Origin of the sequence: Dyadobacter pollutisoli, assembly GCF_026625565.1 — a bacterium.
In the GTDB taxonomy this organism is placed as follows: Bacteria; Bacteroidota; Bacteroidia; order Cytophagales; family Spirosomataceae; genus Dyadobacter; species Dyadobacter pollutisoli.
In genome coordinates this window covers 2,051,018-2,066,796 of record NZ_CP112998.1, presented here as the reverse complement: position 1 = coordinate 2,066,796, position 15,779 = coordinate 2,051,018, and the positions used below count along the sequence as shown (strand labels likewise).

The window sequence follows — 15,779 nt, the reverse complement described above, 5'->3', positions numbered from 1 at the left end:
AATCATTTTGTTACGAAAGTGACCGAGAACGGTACGAATAATGCTCCTTTTGCATTGTCATTTTTAAATACAAAATACAGGTCCTGCATACCACTTTGGCCTGAAATAGGAACATTGTAAGGTGTTGGCGGTTTGTTGGACGTGAATGCATTGGGATCACTGCTGGGTTCTATGAAAGCCGTTTTGCCCAGAAGCTCGCCGTCAGCCGCTCCTTTATGAACTTCTACTACCCCACCCTGTGCATTGAGCTGGTCTTTGGGCGCAGCAACTACCAGGCTAAGTTCGGTAATGCCGGTCAGGTCAATGTTTTTGAAGGTAGCCGAAGTGTTTGGGGTCGTCACGATCAGCAGGTTATTCTCGCCCATTTTGAAGCGCATGATGTTCTTAGAGGCATCGTCAGCATTGCCAAACAATAATGTCGGACTTTTCAGGATCAAGGTCTTCTCGGACGTTTGCGCTGACATACCATTGGCACCATTGTCTTTGTAGCTTGCCAAAAACTTGAAAACACCTTTATTCGGGTCGCCACCTTCCGGTATCTTCGCCACGACCTCGCCGGACGGTGGCAGCAGTTCCGCAGCCGTTTTTTCATTGGCCAGGCTCAGTATGTACTTCACCATCTGCCCGGCTTCTGGCAATCCTATCGAAGGATGCGCGGCCATTGCGGTTTCGCCCCAAACACCCGCCCCGCCTTTGATAATCTTGTCTGACAACGTAGCTACCGCACCATTATCCGTTTTATATTTTGCCGCAACATCAATGAATGCAGGGCCGATGGATTTTTTGTCTTGAAAATGACAGGCTTTGCAGTCGCTTTTCTCGATCAGCGTTTTTCCCGCCGTGAATGTAACAGGCGCTTCCTGATGTCCCAAGTCAGTTTTGGGTTTGTCTTCTGCATCCTGATAAGCCGCCACGATCTTCACTTTGGAAGCCGCAATGCGTTTGTTTTCAAGGCTTCCGTCTTCGTGATCGGTTACATTTACTTTGTACTGAATGGGCTTGCCGGGGAAAAAGAATGTCTTGTTGCCTCCGGTCAGTTCCAGCGATACCTGGGGCGGATCATTACCTGCCTGTACCGTCAAAGATTGCGAGTCTTTCAATCCTTTCGCGTCACTAACCGTCAGCAATATTTTGTAAATACCCTTTTTCTTGAATGTATAGGAAGGATTTGCTTCCGTCAAAATCACTGGCGCAGTACCGGCCGGGGAAGTGATTTTCCATTGATAATGTAATGAATCGTTGTCAAAATCTTTGGTTCCAGCAGAGGATAGCTGCACAGTAAACGGAATGGCGCCGGCATGTTTATCGGCCGACGCAGCCACAAATGGTTTCCGGTTGCCACCATTGTACTCGATCCTGACCAGCTTGGATTCCGGGTTTCCCATAAACCAGCCCTGGCCGTATTCCAGAATGTAAAGGTCCCCGTTCGGCCCGAAAGCCATGTCGATCGGATGTTCCAGTTTCAGGTTCGGCAGAAAACGCTCCATTTTTACATAATCCCCTTTCGGACTGAGTGTTACTGCCATAATCCAGTCGCGCATCCACTCGTAGATCAGCAACTTTTTGTCGTAATAATCCGGAAAAGGACGCTTTGCACTTTTGAAATTATCGCTATAAAATACCGGCCCTGCCATCGCGCTCCTCCCGCCCGAACCCAGCAATGGAAACCGTTTTGTTTCGGCTGCAGGGTACCATATGAATGCTTTTTGGGCTGGCGGCAACTCAGTGAGGCCGGTGTTGTTAGGGGAATTGTTGACAGGCTTGTCTGCATTGAATTTCTCTCCCGACTTTTTAGTCTCAAAATCATAATCCCAAAAGGCTTTATTATCGCCCACAAAGTACGGCCAGCCGTAATTACCAGCTTTCCGCGCCTGCCCGAACTCGTCTTCCGCGGCTGGTCCAAGACCAATGGAATCTTTACCAGCATCAGGCCCTACGTCACCCCAGTAAAGGTTTCCATTTTTAGAATCGACCGAAATGCGGTATGGATTCCGGTGGCCCATCGTGTAAATTTCAGGGCGTGTTTTGGAATCAGCAGAAGTGCCTTTTGGAAAAAGATTACCGTCAGGAATGGTATAGCTGCCATCAGCTTCGGGATGAATGCGAATAATTTTCCCTCTCAGATCGGCTGTGTTCGACGAAGACTTTTGAGCATCGAACGGGCTTCTTCCCGGGCGTTCGTCTATGGGCGCATAGCCGTCGGAAGCGCGTGGACTGGTATTATCTCCCGTCGACAAATACAGGTTCCCCTGCGCATCCCAATCGATGGAACCGCCTGTATGACAGCAATTATCACGCTGCACAGGGACTTTCAGGATCACTTTTTTGGAATTCAGATCCAAGACATTGCCTTTCATTTCAAAGCGGGCCAATATGTTCTCAGGCGTGCCTCCAGCGGGCGAGTAGTAAAAATAGACCCAATGATTTTTGGAAAAATTCGGGTCAATGTTCACACCCAACAACCCATCTTCGGCCTCGGAGCCGTCACTATATTTGGTACTGACCGGTATAGTGGCGATGATCGAAGTCTTTTTGAGTAAAGGATTGTACAGTTTTACTGCGCCATGCCGCTCGATAAACAGCACCCGCTCGTCGGGCAGGATCGCCATTTCAAGCGGCTCGTTCAGATTTTCGGTTAAAACCACTTTTTGAAAACGGTTTTCTTCCGGTGCCTGCGCCAGGAGCCTTGTGGACAGCATCAGGATCGGGATTATTGCAAAAAGTTTTTTCATAGAATGACGTGCAACTGTTCACAAAAGAAGTATTTCAATAAAAAATTGAAATTTATTAATTAAAAAGCCAGTACAATGATAAAACAAAAAAATCATTGTGTAAAATTTACGCATTGAATTTTTTTGATCGGACCAATATGATAGAGCATCATTTAAAAACTATTCTTGAAAAAACCCTTCAGGAGCTTTCTATTGACTGTGTGATATTTGGATTTCATGCCGGCGAGCTGAAAGTATTGCTGCTGCGCTGGAAGGCTACGGACGGTTGGAGCCTGCCCGGGGGAAGGATATACAAAGACGAGTCTGCGGACAATGCCGCGACCCGTATCTTACTGGAAAGGACTGGATTAAGTGAAATTTTCCTGCATCAGTTTCACACTTTCGGCGATACCAACCGAAACAAATATTTCACGGAAGCGGAGCTGGTTCAAAAGCTGGAAGCAACATTCGGAAGCAATTTTCTTGCTCAATTGGTTGACAAACGAGTGGTGTCGATCGGCTATTTTGCACTCGTGGAATTTGACCAGGTACAGGCCACCCCTGACTGGTACACTGACGAATGCCGGTGGTGGGGTATTTCCGAAGTTCCTCCGCTCCTATTTGACCATAATGAAATGATCGAACGTGCATTGAAAGCATTACGGCAACAGATCAGAAACCAGCCTGTGGGCTATAATTTGCTGCCCGAAAAATTTACTATGCCCGAACTTCAAAGATTATACGAAACGATCCTCGACAAGCAATTCGACCGACGCAATTTCCAGAAACTGCTCATGAGTTACGACATTCTTGAAAAACTGGAAGAAAAACGCATCGGTGTAGCCAACAAGTCACCATTTCTTTATCGTTTCGATAAACAGAAGTATGAAGCGGCAATGGCAAATGGGGTGTCGTTTTCGATGTAGCTATTTGGCATACATATTTTTAAAAACTTCTGCGTATCGCCGGCCCAATTCTCTCGCGGAAACACTGTCAAAATGAGTCTGGTCGCCTTTTTCTGTTAAACCTGCAGCACTCACGAAGGATGTGTTTTTAACATGGTCAGGTAGTTTAGTGATCGCCTCATTGACAATTTTGGCATAAGGATGGCCATTGACATAAAACTCAGCCATAGTACCGGCTACAAACGGCAATCTTTTTATTTTCAACTCCTTACGAAATCTCGCAACAAGCAATTGCAGCTTTTCGGCGTACAATCCTGCGTGCAATGAGTCACTGTCCGACTCGCCTTGCTGCCAGAGTATACCTTTCAATTCGCCTTTCTGCATGGCAATTTTGGTTCTTTTTATGGCATCATCGTATGGGTGGCTTTTGGTAGGTTCGTAATATTTTCCCGGTTCCCATACTTCAATCGGCGACCCGCCTACTGCACAGGGAATAAGCCCGATCACTACATTGGTATCGGCCTGGGCGAGCGCTTTTGCAAAGGCAAATCCAGGCCCTACGCCGATCACAGCCGGTTTATCAAAATGCAAAGGCTCGGTAGCCAGCTCCCAGGTATTGTCTTTGGTCAGCATCCAGATCCTCGGATGCGTCGTTTTGTCCTGCTCTTCCACCTTGCCCCGCCCAGCCATATTGGACTGGCCAGCAAGCAGGTATAACTCAAATTTCTTTTGGGGAATGTCGGGTTGCGCAAATGCGGCCTGGCAAATAGTCAGCAGGAAAATTAATCCGTATACCAGCTTCATATCTATTGGGTTAAATGTGTTTATAGCTGTGATCAAGCTTTTAATCGTTGCGACCACAAGCACTATCATGTCTGCAAAGTAATTTTGGCACTAATCTTACTTTAAACCAATAATAACAGCATTTCACCTAATCCTTTCCCAAGCATCCGATGAGCGTTCATACCAACCGAAGAGATTTTGTAAAAATGGCCGGCCTCGGCGCACTCGGCTTTACCATCCTGCCATCATTATACGGCAAAGCGGCGGCGAGTGACCGGCTCAGGATTGCTCACATCGGATTGGGAGGAATGGGCAACAATCATATGAAATGGTTTGCCAATTTGCCGGAAGTTGACATCGTTGCGCTTTGCGACGTGGACGAGCTGCATCTGGGCGAAACGAAGCAAAAACTGGAAGGCATGAAACCCGGTATCAAGGTGGATACCTACGGCGACTTCCGTCACATTCTGGACCGAAAAGACATTGACGCGATCACGGTCGCTACGCCAGACCATTGGCATGCGCAGATCGCTACCCTGGCGTTTCAGGCGGGCAAGGATGTGTATGGTGAAAAACCGCTTTCCTATTGTATGAAGGAAGGTAAAATGATGCTGAAACAGATGAACAAGCACGACCGGATTTTCCAGATGGGCAATCAGATACATGCGGGCGATAATTTTCACCGGGTCGTGGAGATCATTAAATCGGGAGCGATCGGTAATGTGCATACCGTCCGGCTTTGGAAAAAATCGACGACCAAAGAGCTGGGCTCTCCCACCGTGCAGGCCATTCCGAAAACGCTGAACTGGGATATGTGGCTGGGACCTGCTCCCTACACCGACTACATTCCAGAAAAGTGCCATTTCACGTACCGCTATTTCCTCGACTATTCGGGCGGGGAATTTGCTGATTTCTGGTGCCACATTGCCGATGTGGTGTATTCATCCATTCAGCCGAAAGGTTTGAAGAAAATCAATGCGCGTGGCGAGGCATACGCCGGCATTGCCGATGCGCCTAAAACATTAGATGTAGACTACGAATTTGATGGATTAAAAATTTTCTGGTCAAGTATCCCGCCCAACGTTCCGGGAGCGGCTGACCGTGGGATCGGAGCCTTTTTTGAAGGAGACAAAGGAACATTGATCTGCGACTATAATACCCGTGAAATTACCATTAATGGCGAAAAAATGACGGATATAGCTACTATACCCGTCACCAATCCGAGATCGCCCGGTCACCAGCAGAACTTTGTGGATGCTGTTAAATCCAGGACGCAGCCGGAATCAAACCTGGCCTACGCCCGCGAGCTCACGGTTCCAATGCATCTTGGCCTGATCTCCTATCGTTTGAAAAGAGAGCTGACCTGGAATGCAGATAAGGAAAAGTTTGTCGGCGATAAAGAGGCCAACAAACTGCTTTCCCGTAAACCCCGCAAAAAGTGGGACCTGGTTTAAGAGGCCTGTACTTTCAATGCTTTCCTGACCGCCGGAGCGACTTTCTCTCCAAATATTTCAATGGACTTCATCAGGTCCGCATGAGCTGGTGCGCCTACATCCGTATGTAACAGGAAGCGCGTAAGCCCGAACATTTCCTGGTGCTGCAATATTTTGTCGGTTACCTCGCTTGGGTCGCCGACAAATAATGCGCCTTCCGAACTGCGACCGCCTTCAAATTGCTCTCTGGTGTAAGGTGCCCAGCCCCGGCTGCTTCCGACGCGGTCCATTTGCGCAGCATAATTGGGAAAATATCGGTCAGCTAATGCGTCGCCATTGGCTCCTAACAAACCGTGCGAATGCGTTGCCAGCTGCATTTTCGCAATGTCGTGTCCCGCATTCAGGTATTCGGTTTTATACAATTCAAAAAACGGCTGAAACTGCGCTGGCCTGCCACCGATGATCGCTATGATCAGAGGAAAGCCCAAGCGCGCTGCCCGTACGACAGACTGTGGGGTACCGCCTACCGCGATCCAGATTTCCAGGTTACCATTCACCGGTCTTGGTAATACCTCCTGCTTGTCCAGCGCAGCCCTGTATTTACCTTTCCAGCTGATCACATCAGTCTCATTGATCTCTTTCAGCAATTCCAGTTTTTCAGAAAACAATCCGTTATAATCATTGAGGTTATAGCCGAAAAGAGGGAAAGATTCAATGAAGCTGCCCCGGCCAACGGTAATTTCCGCACGTCCATTGGAAAGCAGGTCTACGGTTGAAAAATTCTGATATACCCGTACCGGGTCCGCCGAGCTGAGTACTGTGACAGAACTTGTTAGTTTGATGTTTTTAGTAACACTTGCAGCAGCTGCCAGGATAATTTCCGGGCTTGATACCGCAAAATCAGGGCGATGGTGTTCACCTATCCCGAATACGTCCAGCCCTACTTCATCCGCCAGCTTGATCTCTTCCAGCATATCCTGTAACCGTGACCGTGGTGACTGAAACGATTTTGCTGCCGCATCGTACGACAAATCCCCAAACATGCTGATCCCTAATTCCATAATATTTCTAATGCTCGATTTTATAACAATGTTAACCTTGGCTCCGAACTGCGAATGTTCCATCCGCAGGCCGTACAAATAGAAAATACGATCTACCACACAGAAAGTTCATTTCGACGGACGACGAATTGATTTTTGTAATTTTCATTTGCCGTGAAATATGCTTTACTTTTGAAAAAATACATTAAACCCCAAACATGCGGCCTTATCTTTTTGGTCAGAAGTGGTTGCTCGGTTTTGCCCTGGCGCTCATTTACATACCATTACGTACCTATATAAACGTTCCGGTGGATGTTTGGGGCACCATTCTCCGAAAACTCCCGCTTTTCGGCATGGAGATCGTTATCAGTACCATTTTCTATACCACCTGGATCTACCTGATCGACTGGTTTTTGCAAAAAATCGCTATCCTGACCGGCAGTAACAACTCAGCTGGATTCAAATTATCAAACCAGTTGATCGCTCTCGTTCCTGCGATTTTGCTGGCCGTTTTCTTTAATTTTTTGCTGATCCACACATGGGGTTTGATGGACCATTTATGGACGCATATGCCCAGGCCATTTCTCCGCGACCCCAACTGGCCCGTGATCAGGCCCATCAGGCAGCGGGCAAACGAGGCGCTCACGATCATGGCGTTGATCGCTGCCTATTATCTCTGTGTCAATAATCAGGTGCAGGAGAAATTGAAAAAGCTGCTTGTGGATTCTGAAAAGCTGGAAAAGGAAAATATGAGCGCGCGGTTTCTGGCGTTGAAAAACCAGATCAGTCCTCATTTTTTGTTCAATAACCTGAGCGTACTCTCTTCGCTGGTGGAATCACGTCCCGAACAGTCGAGTGAATTCATTCAACAGCTGTCGCTCGCATATCGCTACATTCTGGAACAAGCCGAGCTGCATCAGATTAGCTTGAAAGAGGAGATTAAATTTCTGGAAACCTACACTTTTCTGCTGCGGACCCGGTTTAAAGAAAAGGTGATTATGGATGTAAAACTGTCTGCCGAGGATCTGGAACTCTATTTTGTGATACCCCTGACATTACAGCTACTGATCGAAAACGCGGTCAAACACAATACCATGTCTGTCACCAATCCACTGACGATCAGTATCTCCATTGAAGACGGCATGCTGATCGTGAGCAATCCTTTACAGCTAAGGCAGCCCGGCGAACCGACTACGAAGCTGGGTTTGAAAAACATTGAAAACCGGTACAAGCTGTTGCAAAACAAACAAGTATTGATCGAGAAAACCGGTAGTCATTTTATTGTCAAAATTCCGTTGATATCATGAATGTGCTGATTGTAGAGGACGAAGAACTGAGCGCAGAGCGGCTGCGGAACCTGATACTGGGCATTGATCCCGACATTGTGGTGCTGACCATTATTCCTTCGGTATTTGAAACAATAGCCTACCTTCAAAACCATTCAAATATTCAGCCAGACCTTATTTTCCTGGACATTCATCTGGAAGACGACAATGGTTTCAAGATCATTGAAAGCCTGAACCTGATGGTACCGATCATTTTCACGACGGCATTTGATGCTTACATGCAGAAAGCTTTCAAAGCGCACAGCATTGATTACCTCTTAAAACCAGTCAATCCGCTGGAATTACAGGCTTCTTTGACCAAATTCAAAAAGCTAACGGCAGTATCAAACATTCGGGAAAGTGTAGTCGCTGCCGACACATTACCAGCCACAATGCTTAGTGAAAAGTACAAAGACAGATTTCTGTGTACGGCAGGATCGAGGATTTTCAGTTTTAAGACAACGGATATCGCCTATTTCACAATTGAGGAGCGGGCTACGTTCTTGCGGCTTTTCGACGGAAGGCATTTTGCGGTCGAATATAGCCTCGAAAAATTATCTCAATTGCTGAACCCGCAGGATTTTTTCCGCATTAACCGCACGCTGCTGATCTCAATCAATGCGATCCGGGAGATTCACACCATTTCGGCCGGGAAGCTCAAAATTGAGTTGGCCCCGGCGCTGTCGCAAGAAGCATATTTGAGTTCTGACCGGATTAGCGAGTTCAAAAACTGGCTGGGAAGATAGTAACCGCAAGGTACTCTGCAACGAATATTGGCGTTTCGCGACCCGGAAATTGCCCTTCCGACATTTCAATTTTCGACAGATCGTTCGATTGACAAAATTGGGTTTAAAGCAAGCCATGTTTCTGTTATGTCATCGATGAAATTCAGTGTTCGCAAAAAATTTCACCTGTTCCAAAGCAGGACCAGGATCTGGGAAACAAGTCCTGCTCAGCTCGACCATTACCGGATCATTTTCATATTGTCCGGCGAGGGCCAGTTTATTCTGGATGGTACTATGTATTCCTATACAGGCCACGGGATTATTATCCTAAAACCAGGACAACAACCTGTTTTTCAAGAGGATAATGGCACAGAAATTTTCATGATCGCTTTCGATACCTATCTGAGCGACAATTTTCAGAAAAAGAAAGCATTCAGTCCGGACTTTGCGGATACGTACAAACTCGCCGAAAACCTTTGCAATGGGTTTCGGATCAGCCAGGGGCATTCTATTGCAAATGAGCGGGACAGCAAGACAATCCATTCGCTGATCAGGCAGATCACATTTGAAGTTGCCCAGCGTCCTGCATCTCATATCAAACTGATCAGGGGAAGCATTGAAATGATCGTGACGATTCTGGCCAGAAACAATTTTGAAACTAAAAAAACAGAAGAAAAAACTTCGCGCCAGGTTCTCACCGAGCACATGATCGAGTACCTCAGAAATGAATTGCACCAAAACAAAAGCATCCGGATACCTGAATTTCTCTTCCGTTTTAATGTGTCCGAAGAGGTTGCAAATCTTTGCATATTAAATCAAACCGGGATGTCACTGCGCAACTTTATTTTCAAATATAAGTCAGATCTTTTCAAGAGCCGGATGCTGAAAGTTGACGTAATGGAGCTGTCGGCTTATTTACGGCGACATTAAATTGCGCGTTTCAAAAAAGTCCGCAACCGCTTTATCAGTTTTATTAGGTTAGCTTGTTTCTTTTCGGTTTTTTCGTACAAAAATCATCCCGGAAACGCTCCCCGTTTAAAACTACTCATGAAGAAAATTGCCATCATCGGTGCCGGGCCCGCTGGCCTGACAGCAGCCTATGAACTCTCCAAAAGAAACTACCAGGTAGACATTTTCGAAGCACAGGATAGTGTTGGCGGAATGAGCCGCACGATAACGCTTTGGAATTGCCTGGTTGATATCGGGCCGCATCGTTTTTTTAGCAGCAACAGACAAATCAATGAGCTATGGCTCGAAGTCGCCGGTGACGACTACCAAATGATAAACCGGCAAACCAGGATATTTTATAAAAACCGGTTTTTCCATTATCCGCTCAAACCTTTTAATGCTTTCAAAAATCTCGGCCCGTACGAAACCCTCAGATGTATCATCAGTTACGGTCAGCAAAAGATTGCCCCGGTACCGTTTAATGGTGATTTTGAAAGCTGGGTAACGCGGCGTTTTGGCAAGAGGTTATTCGTTATATTTTTCAAAAATTATTCTGAAAAACTCTGGGGCATCAAATGCACCGAACTTGATGCAGATTTTGCCACGCAGCGAATTAAAAAACTGTCACTTTACGAAGCGATAAAAAATGGATTTTCAGGTGATAGCGCTCAACATAAAACCCTGGTAGATCAGTTCGCTTATCCCTCCAAAGGGACCGGAATGATTTATGAACGCATGGCAGACCATATCAAAAAAAATAATGGGCAGATATTTTTAAAGACAAAGGTCAAAAGAGTAATTGTTAAAGACAGCATTGCCTGTGGAATTGAACTGGAAGATGGTACCATTAAAAACTACGATGCGGTAATCAGTACCATGCCGCTTACCAACCTTGCGAATACCATTGAAAATGTATCCCTATCCGTAAAAGAGGCCGTCGCAAAGCTCAAATTCCGGAATACCATAGTCGTTTACCTCTTGGTTGACGGAGAAGGGCTTTTTACAGATCAATGGTTGTATATTCACTCTGCGGAACTGCGTGTGGGGAGGATTACCAATTTTCGTAACTGGCTTCCGGGGTTGTACGGAGATTCAAAAAAGACCATTCTGGCGCTGGAACTGTGGTGTAATTCAGAAGACGAGATTTGGAATTATCCAGACGAAAAACTGATAGAAATTGCGAAGTCAGATTTAAAAAAAACAGGTCTGGCGGGTGTTAAAGTGATTGATGAGGGCTTCATTTACAGGATACCACGTTGTTATCCGGTCTATTCGAAAGGCTATATGGAGGCTCTTTTGCCAGTTCAGGAGTATCTTTCAGGCATTAAAAATCTTTATCCCGTCGGCAGGTATGGTGCATTCAAATACAATAACCAGGACCATAGTATTCTAATGGGAATGCTGGCTGCCCGGAAGATTGACGGAGAACAAAATATTGATCTATGGGGCATTAATACCGACTACGAAAATTATCAGGAAAGTACCACCATCACTGAAACTGGCCTGAAACACAATCATAAAAACAACTCACCCCAACACTGACATTTTCGAGAAAACGCTCCATGCTGAACTTTGATGAATGGTTAACTAATTATACCCTTTTTGGCTTTTTACTCGTCCTGATCTTTGCTTTTTTATATTTCAAAGGAAAACCGAATTGGGAAAAACCCTACAAGGCAAGTCACTGGCTTTGGGCGCTGGCATTTTTTGGACTACTGTTTTTTATGCGCTATCCCTTCATTGCCTACAACCACGAGCTGGATATTGATGAAAGTCAGATGATTGTCCAGGGAATGAGCCTGAAAAAGTTCTGGATATACTGGAAATATGTCGACGGCCTGACCCAGGGGCCATTGTCCAGCTATGCATTGATTGTACCCTCATGGTTCGGCCTGCCTTTCGATTACACGTCTGCACGTTTATTGGGCTTCGTTATTCTCAGCTTTACACTGGCAACGACCTTTCTTACATTCAAAAACCTGTTTACACCATTGACTGCCCTGATTGCATTTATTCCCATCGCATTCTTTTACCTTCTGAGTCAGGGTTCTTTTTCGACACTTTACAATGAGTATTTCGTCTTGTTTTTACTGGCGCTTTGTTTTTGGCTTTTCTCAATAATATATCGCCAGTCACAACCAGACATTAAGCTACTGTTTCTGCTCGGATTTGTTTCGGGAATGGTGCCATTCGCAAAATTACAGGGAGTACCTACCGCGTTGATCATTGTCATTTTCACCGGAATCATTCTTTTGCAACGCAGCACTCAAAAGGTGAAAGCGCTGGCTAGCCTTTACGCTGGCGGGTTGTTTTTTCCATTGCTGGTACTCGGTCTTACCATCCGGTATGGCGCATTTGAATATTTCTGGAAATTCTATCTGGTTGGCAATTCGCAATATTCCAGTGGAGAATCTATTTGGCAAAAGGTTCTGCATTACCCAGGTTTTCTGGCACATTCAGGACAATTTCTATTTTTATTCATTTGCTATTCATTCCTGATCATTTTTGCGCTCCTGATTTTGATCCGGTCGCGCACATTACTTAAATCGACAAATCTTCTTTTTTGGTTTGGTCTCATTCATATCGCCATTGCTTTTTACGCCGTTATTAAATCGGGTTATTTTTTTCCACATTACCAGCAGTTTTTAATAATTCCATTCGGAATATTTTCAGGAGTTGTTATGGAAGCTGCTCTTAAAGCTGCACAACTGAATTTTCGAAAAGTCGAGTTATTGTCGCTGGCCTGGATGCTGATTTGTGTATCTCCGCATGTCATTAATAAGCTGGCCACCGTCACTGGTCATGCTTCCTTGCCGGGCATTCAAATCAGAAAAGAAGCATTCGGGACTCCCCTTTTCATTTCACCTGTTTCGAGGGAAATAATGAAGTATACCCGGCCGGGAGATAATATTACATTGTGGGGCTGGCACCCGGCTTATCACCTCGAAACTAAGCTCACCCAGGCAACCGGCGACGCAATCACATACAGAATTATGACACCCAGTCCGAAACAAAAAAGCTATCTGGCGAAATATTTGAATGACATCAAAGCAAGCAGACCGACTATCTTCATTGATCTGATGTCCTGTCAATCGTTCTGGTTCAATGATCCAGCGCAATACAACCATGAGCGCATAGCCAGTCTGCAACAATTCATCGCGCAAAATTATCAGCAGGTCATCACCGTGGACGACGAGAGAATATATGTATTGAAAGAACGGCTTAAAGCGCTTTCAAACTAGTGTTTATGTCAAAAAGAGGGATTTAGCGTGCACGTACACATTTGACTTGTGATAATGCTATTTTTTCGTTAAAATCACACTTCAAATATTGGGTTGAATGAAAATCCAGCCCAATCCTAAACCCCTGAAAAATGTCACTGTTCTTATCCACCAGGAATGGCGCTCGCCTGTATGCGATTTGGTGCATATTCTCCCTGCTTTGCTGCACGCTACCTTCACAAGCCCAGGAAATAGACCTTTTACTGAAAGGTGGGCACGTGATTGATCCAAAAAACAATATTGACTCTGACATGGACGTCGCCATCTCGGCCGGCAAAATCGTGCGGGTAGCAGCCGACATACCCGCTGCTTCGGCGAAGAAGACGGTCGATGTGAAAGGTTTTTACGTCACGCCTGGTCTGATTGACATGCATGCGCATGTTTTCAATGGCACCACCCCCGACGCTTACATTGCCAATGCATCTACCAGCTTGCCGCCGGATGGTTTTACATTCCGCGCCGGTATCACCACGGTCGTAGACGCAGGCTCGTCGGGCTGGCGAAACTTCCGGACATTCAAATCACAAACCATTGACAAGGCCCAAACCCGCGTACTGGCTTTTTTAAACATTGTCGGCACAGGCATGGCGAGCCGGTATGAGGAACAGGACCTTGCTGATATGAACCCGGTGATGGTAGCCAACATGATCAAAAAGCTTTTCCCAAATATCATTGTCGGTATCAAATCAGCGCATTACTGGGGCGATTACGCTCAGGTTCAAAAAGCCGTGGAAGCTGGCAAACTGGCCGATGTGCCGGTTATGGTTGATTTTGGAGAACACCGGCCTCCCCTTTCTATCGAAAAGCTTTTTAAAGAAATTCTTCGTCCGGGCGACATTTTCACACATACCTATGCCTACGGACCCAATGATCGCGAGGTGGTAGTGGATGAAAATGGTAAAGTGAAACCATTCATTTTTGAAGTTCAGAAAAAAGGCATTGTCTTCGACGTGGGTCACGGTGGTGGCGCATTTTCGTGGCGGCAGGCCATACCTTCGCTGGCGCAGGGTTTCAAACCCAATGTGATCAGCACCGACCTGCACACCGACAGCATGAATGGTGGCATGAAAGGGCTGGATAATGTTATCTCCAAATTCCTGAACATGGGTATGTCCCTGCCCGATGCCATTCTGCGCACGACCTGGAATCCCGCTCAGGTGATCAAACGGCCTGATTTGGGAAACCTTTCAGTAGGGTCTGATGCTGATGTGGCCGTTTTTAATCTGAGAAAAGGTGATTTCGGCTTTATTGATGCCAGAAGGACAAAACTAAAAGGCGACAAAAAGCTGGAAGCTGAGCTGACGATCCGTGCGGGCAAAGTGGTGTGGGACCTGAATGGTATCAGTGTACCTGCCTGGAAGACGGAACTGGCCAAATAATCAATGTCAACCATTGTGAACTCACATTGAATTATGAATGCAAAACTTTGGGGTATTGCGCTGCTACTGACTTGTACCCAGGCCGTTTTGGCTCAAAAATATGACCTGCTGATCAAAGGAGGCCACGTGATCGATCCGGCGAGTGGTACCAATGCGGTGATGGACGTGGCGATCAGCAAAGGCAATATTGTCCGGGTGGCAATATCCATTACAGATTCATCAGAAAAGGTGATCATGGCAAAAGGGCTGTATGTCACGCCCGGTTTTATCGACCCGCACACCCATGTTTTCGTCGGTAGCAACGCCAACCTTTTTGCCAATGGTGTCAACAGCGTATCGCCCGATGATTTCACTTTTCGTTCCGGTGTGACGACGGTTGTGGACGCGGGTACTTCTGGCTGGCGGAGTTTTCCATTGTTTAAAAAACAGGTTATTGATCAATCCAAAACACGGATTCTGGCTTTTCTGAACATTTCGGGGGAAGGAATGACCGGCGCAGATCATGAGCAAAACCTCGCGGACATGCAGGCCGACTCAACTGCGGCGATGATGAAAAAATACCCGGAGATTATTGCAGGAGTAAAAATCGGGCATTACAATGGCCAAGATTGGGCACCTTTTGACAGGGCGGTTGCCGCGGCCAGTCAGGCGGGCAAGCCTTTGTTCGTAGAATGTCATTTGCCCCAATATTCGTTGCAGGACCAGCTTGCCAAAATGCGGCCCGGAGATATGATCACGCATACATTCGAACATATTTCGGAACGAATGCCCATTGTCGGCGATGATGGCAAATTAAGGCCTTTTGTCCTGGAAGCAAAAAAACGCGGCATTCTCTTCGATTTGGGCCATGGCGGCGCAGGTTTCTGGTTTGATCAGGCTGCTCCGGCGTTGAAGCAAGGTTTTTATCCCAATTCATTTGGCACTGACCTGCACCGCTTCAGTATGAATTCGGGAATGAAAGATATGGCCAATGTCATGTCAAAATTTATGGCGCTAGGACTTTCCCTCGAACAAGTGATCGCAATAGCCACATGGAATCCCGCCAAAGCCATTCACCACGAAGAACTTGGAAATATAAAAGAAGGGAGCATTGCCGACGTTGTCATCCTGAGAGTTCGAGAAGGAACGTTCGGGTTTATGGATTCGGCGCAAAAAAGCATTACCGGCGATAAAAAACTGGAAGTAGAAATGACATTGAAACAAGGAAAAGTAGTGTGGGACCTTAACGGCCTGAGCGCAAAAAAATAAG

At 46.3% G+C, this 15,779-nt stretch carries 12 protein-coding genes; 9 read left to right on the top strand and 3 right to left on the bottom strand.

Going from position 1 to position 15,779, the window contains the following annotated elements; genetic code table 11:
- Positions 1-2: 2 nt before the first annotated feature.
- Complete coding sequence (locus tag ON006_RS08540; RefSeq protein WP_244818895.1) at positions 3-2,732, bottom strand: PQQ-dependent sugar dehydrogenase; 2,730 nt, start codon at positions 2,730-2,732, stop codon at positions 3-5.
- A gap of 137 nt (positions 2,733-2,869) precedes the next feature.
- On the opposite strand from ON006_RS08540, the gene ON006_RS08535 reads away from it, so the two are divergent.
- On the top strand, positions 2,870-3,637 hold the full coding sequence (locus ON006_RS08535) for an NUDIX hydrolase (RefSeq protein WP_244818896.1): 768 nt from the start codon (positions 2,870-2,872) through the stop codon (positions 3,635-3,637).
- Here ON006_RS08535 and ON006_RS08530 read toward each other — a convergent pair whose 3' ends face one another.
- Positions 3,638-4,420, bottom strand: a complete 783-nt coding sequence (locus ON006_RS08530; protein WP_244818897.1) for a sialate O-acetylesterase — start codon at positions 4,418-4,420, stop codon at positions 3,638-3,640.
- A gap of 149 nt (positions 4,421-4,569) precedes the next feature.
- Here ON006_RS08530 and ON006_RS08525 point away from each other — a divergent pair, with 149 nt between their 5' ends.
- Positions 4,570-5,853 (top strand): Gfo/Idh/MocA family protein, encoded by a 1,284-nt coding sequence (locus ON006_RS08525; protein ID WP_244818898.1) that lies wholly within the window; start codon positions 4,570-4,572, stop codon positions 5,851-5,853.
- On the opposite strand, the gene ON006_RS08520 is transcribed toward ON006_RS08525, so the two are convergent.
- On the bottom strand, positions 5,850-6,893 hold the full coding sequence (locus ON006_RS08520; RefSeq protein ID WP_244819651.1) for an LLM class flavin-dependent oxidoreductase: 1,044 nt from the start codon (positions 6,891-6,893) through the stop codon (positions 5,850-5,852). The genes ON006_RS08525 and ON006_RS08520 overlap by 4 nt on opposite strands.
- A gap of 197 nt (positions 6,894-7,090) precedes the next feature.
- Here ON006_RS08520 and ON006_RS08515 point away from each other — a divergent pair, with 197 nt between their 5' ends.
- The 7 genes from ON006_RS08515 to ON006_RS08485 all read left to right on the top strand — a co-directional run bounded on the left by ON006_RS08515 (position 7,091) and on the right by ON006_RS08485 (position 15,778).
- Positions 7,091-8,179 (top strand): sensor histidine kinase, encoded by a 1,089-nt coding sequence (locus ON006_RS08515; RefSeq protein ID WP_244818899.1) that lies wholly within the window; start codon positions 7,091-7,093, stop codon positions 8,177-8,179.
- Positions 8,176-8,943, top strand: coding sequence for a LytR/AlgR family response regulator transcription factor (locus ON006_RS08510; RefSeq protein WP_244818900.1), 768 nt, complete (start codon positions 8,176-8,178; stop codon positions 8,941-8,943). The genes ON006_RS08515 and ON006_RS08510 overlap by 4 nt, the downstream gene beginning before the upstream one ends.
- 135 nt (positions 8,944-9,078) lie before the next feature.
- Positions 9,079-9,852: a hypothetical protein gene (locus tag ON006_RS08505; RefSeq protein WP_267609970.1), complete on the top strand. Its 774-nt coding sequence runs from the start codon at positions 9,079-9,081 to the stop codon at positions 9,850-9,852.
- A 117-nt stretch (positions 9,853-9,969) separates the two neighbouring features.
- A complete protein-coding gene (locus ON006_RS08500) occupies positions 9,970-11,412 on the top strand; it encodes an FAD-dependent oxidoreductase (RefSeq protein ID WP_244818902.1) in 1,443 nt (480 codons plus the stop codon).
- A 20-nt stretch (positions 11,413-11,432) separates the two neighbouring features.
- Positions 11,433-13,112: a glycosyltransferase family protein gene (locus ON006_RS08495; protein WP_244818903.1), complete on the top strand. Its 1,680-nt coding sequence runs from the start codon at positions 11,433-11,435 to the stop codon at positions 13,110-13,112.
- 131 nt (positions 13,113-13,243) lie between these two features.
- A complete protein-coding gene (locus ON006_RS08490) occupies positions 13,244-14,530 on the top strand; it encodes an amidohydrolase/deacetylase family metallohydrolase (protein WP_244818904.1) in 1,287 nt (428 codons plus the stop codon).
- Positions 14,531-14,563: 33 nt separating this feature from the next.
- Positions 14,564-15,778: an amidohydrolase/deacetylase family metallohydrolase gene (locus tag ON006_RS08485; protein WP_244818905.1), complete on the top strand. Its 1,215-nt coding sequence runs from the start codon at positions 14,564-14,566 to the stop codon at positions 15,776-15,778.
- Position 15,779: the final 1 nt, after the last annotated feature.

Bases quoted from the DNA above. Each gene is read 5' to 3' on its own strand.
- ON006_RS08525 (WP_244818898.1), top strand. From the start codon at position 4,570: ATGAGCGTTCATACCAACCGAAGAGATTTTGTAAAAATGGCCGGCCTC.
- ON006_RS08520 (WP_244819651.1), bottom strand. From the start codon at position 6,893: ATGGAATTAGGGATCAGCATGTTTGGGGATTTGTCGTACGATGCGGCA.
- ON006_RS08500 (WP_244818902.1), top strand. From the start codon at position 9,970: ATGAAGAAAATTGCCATCATCGGTGCCGGGCCCGCTGGCCTGACAGCA.
- ON006_RS08505 (WP_267609970.1), top strand. From the start codon at position 9,079: ATGAAATTCAGTGTTCGCAAAAAATTTCACCTGTTCCAAAGCAGGACC.
- ON006_RS08485 (WP_244818905.1), top strand. From the start codon at position 14,564: ATGAATGCAAAACTTTGGGGTATTGCGCTGCTACTGACTTGTACCCAG.
- ON006_RS08510 (WP_244818900.1), top strand. From the start codon at position 8,176: ATGAATGTGCTGATTGTAGAGGACGAAGAACTGAGCGCAGAGCGGCTG.
- ON006_RS08530 (WP_244818897.1), bottom strand. From the start codon at position 4,420: ATGAAGCTGGTATACGGATTAATTTTCCTGCTGACTATTTGCCAGGCC.
- ON006_RS08540 (WP_244818895.1), bottom strand. From the start codon at position 2,732: ATGAAAAAACTTTTTGCAATAATCCCGATCCTGATGCTGTCCACAAGG.
- ON006_RS08490 (WP_244818904.1), top strand. From the start codon at position 13,244: ATGTCACTGTTCTTATCCACCAGGAATGGCGCTCGCCTGTATGCGATT.
- ON006_RS08495 (WP_244818903.1), top strand. From the start codon at position 11,433: ATGCTGAACTTTGATGAATGGTTAACTAATTATACCCTTTTTGGCTTT.
- ON006_RS08515 (WP_244818899.1), top strand. From the start codon at position 7,091: ATGCGGCCTTATCTTTTTGGTCAGAAGTGGTTGCTCGGTTTTGCCCTG.
- ON006_RS08535 (WP_244818896.1), top strand. From the start codon at position 2,870: ATGATAGAGCATCATTTAAAAACTATTCTTGAAAAAACCCTTCAGGAG.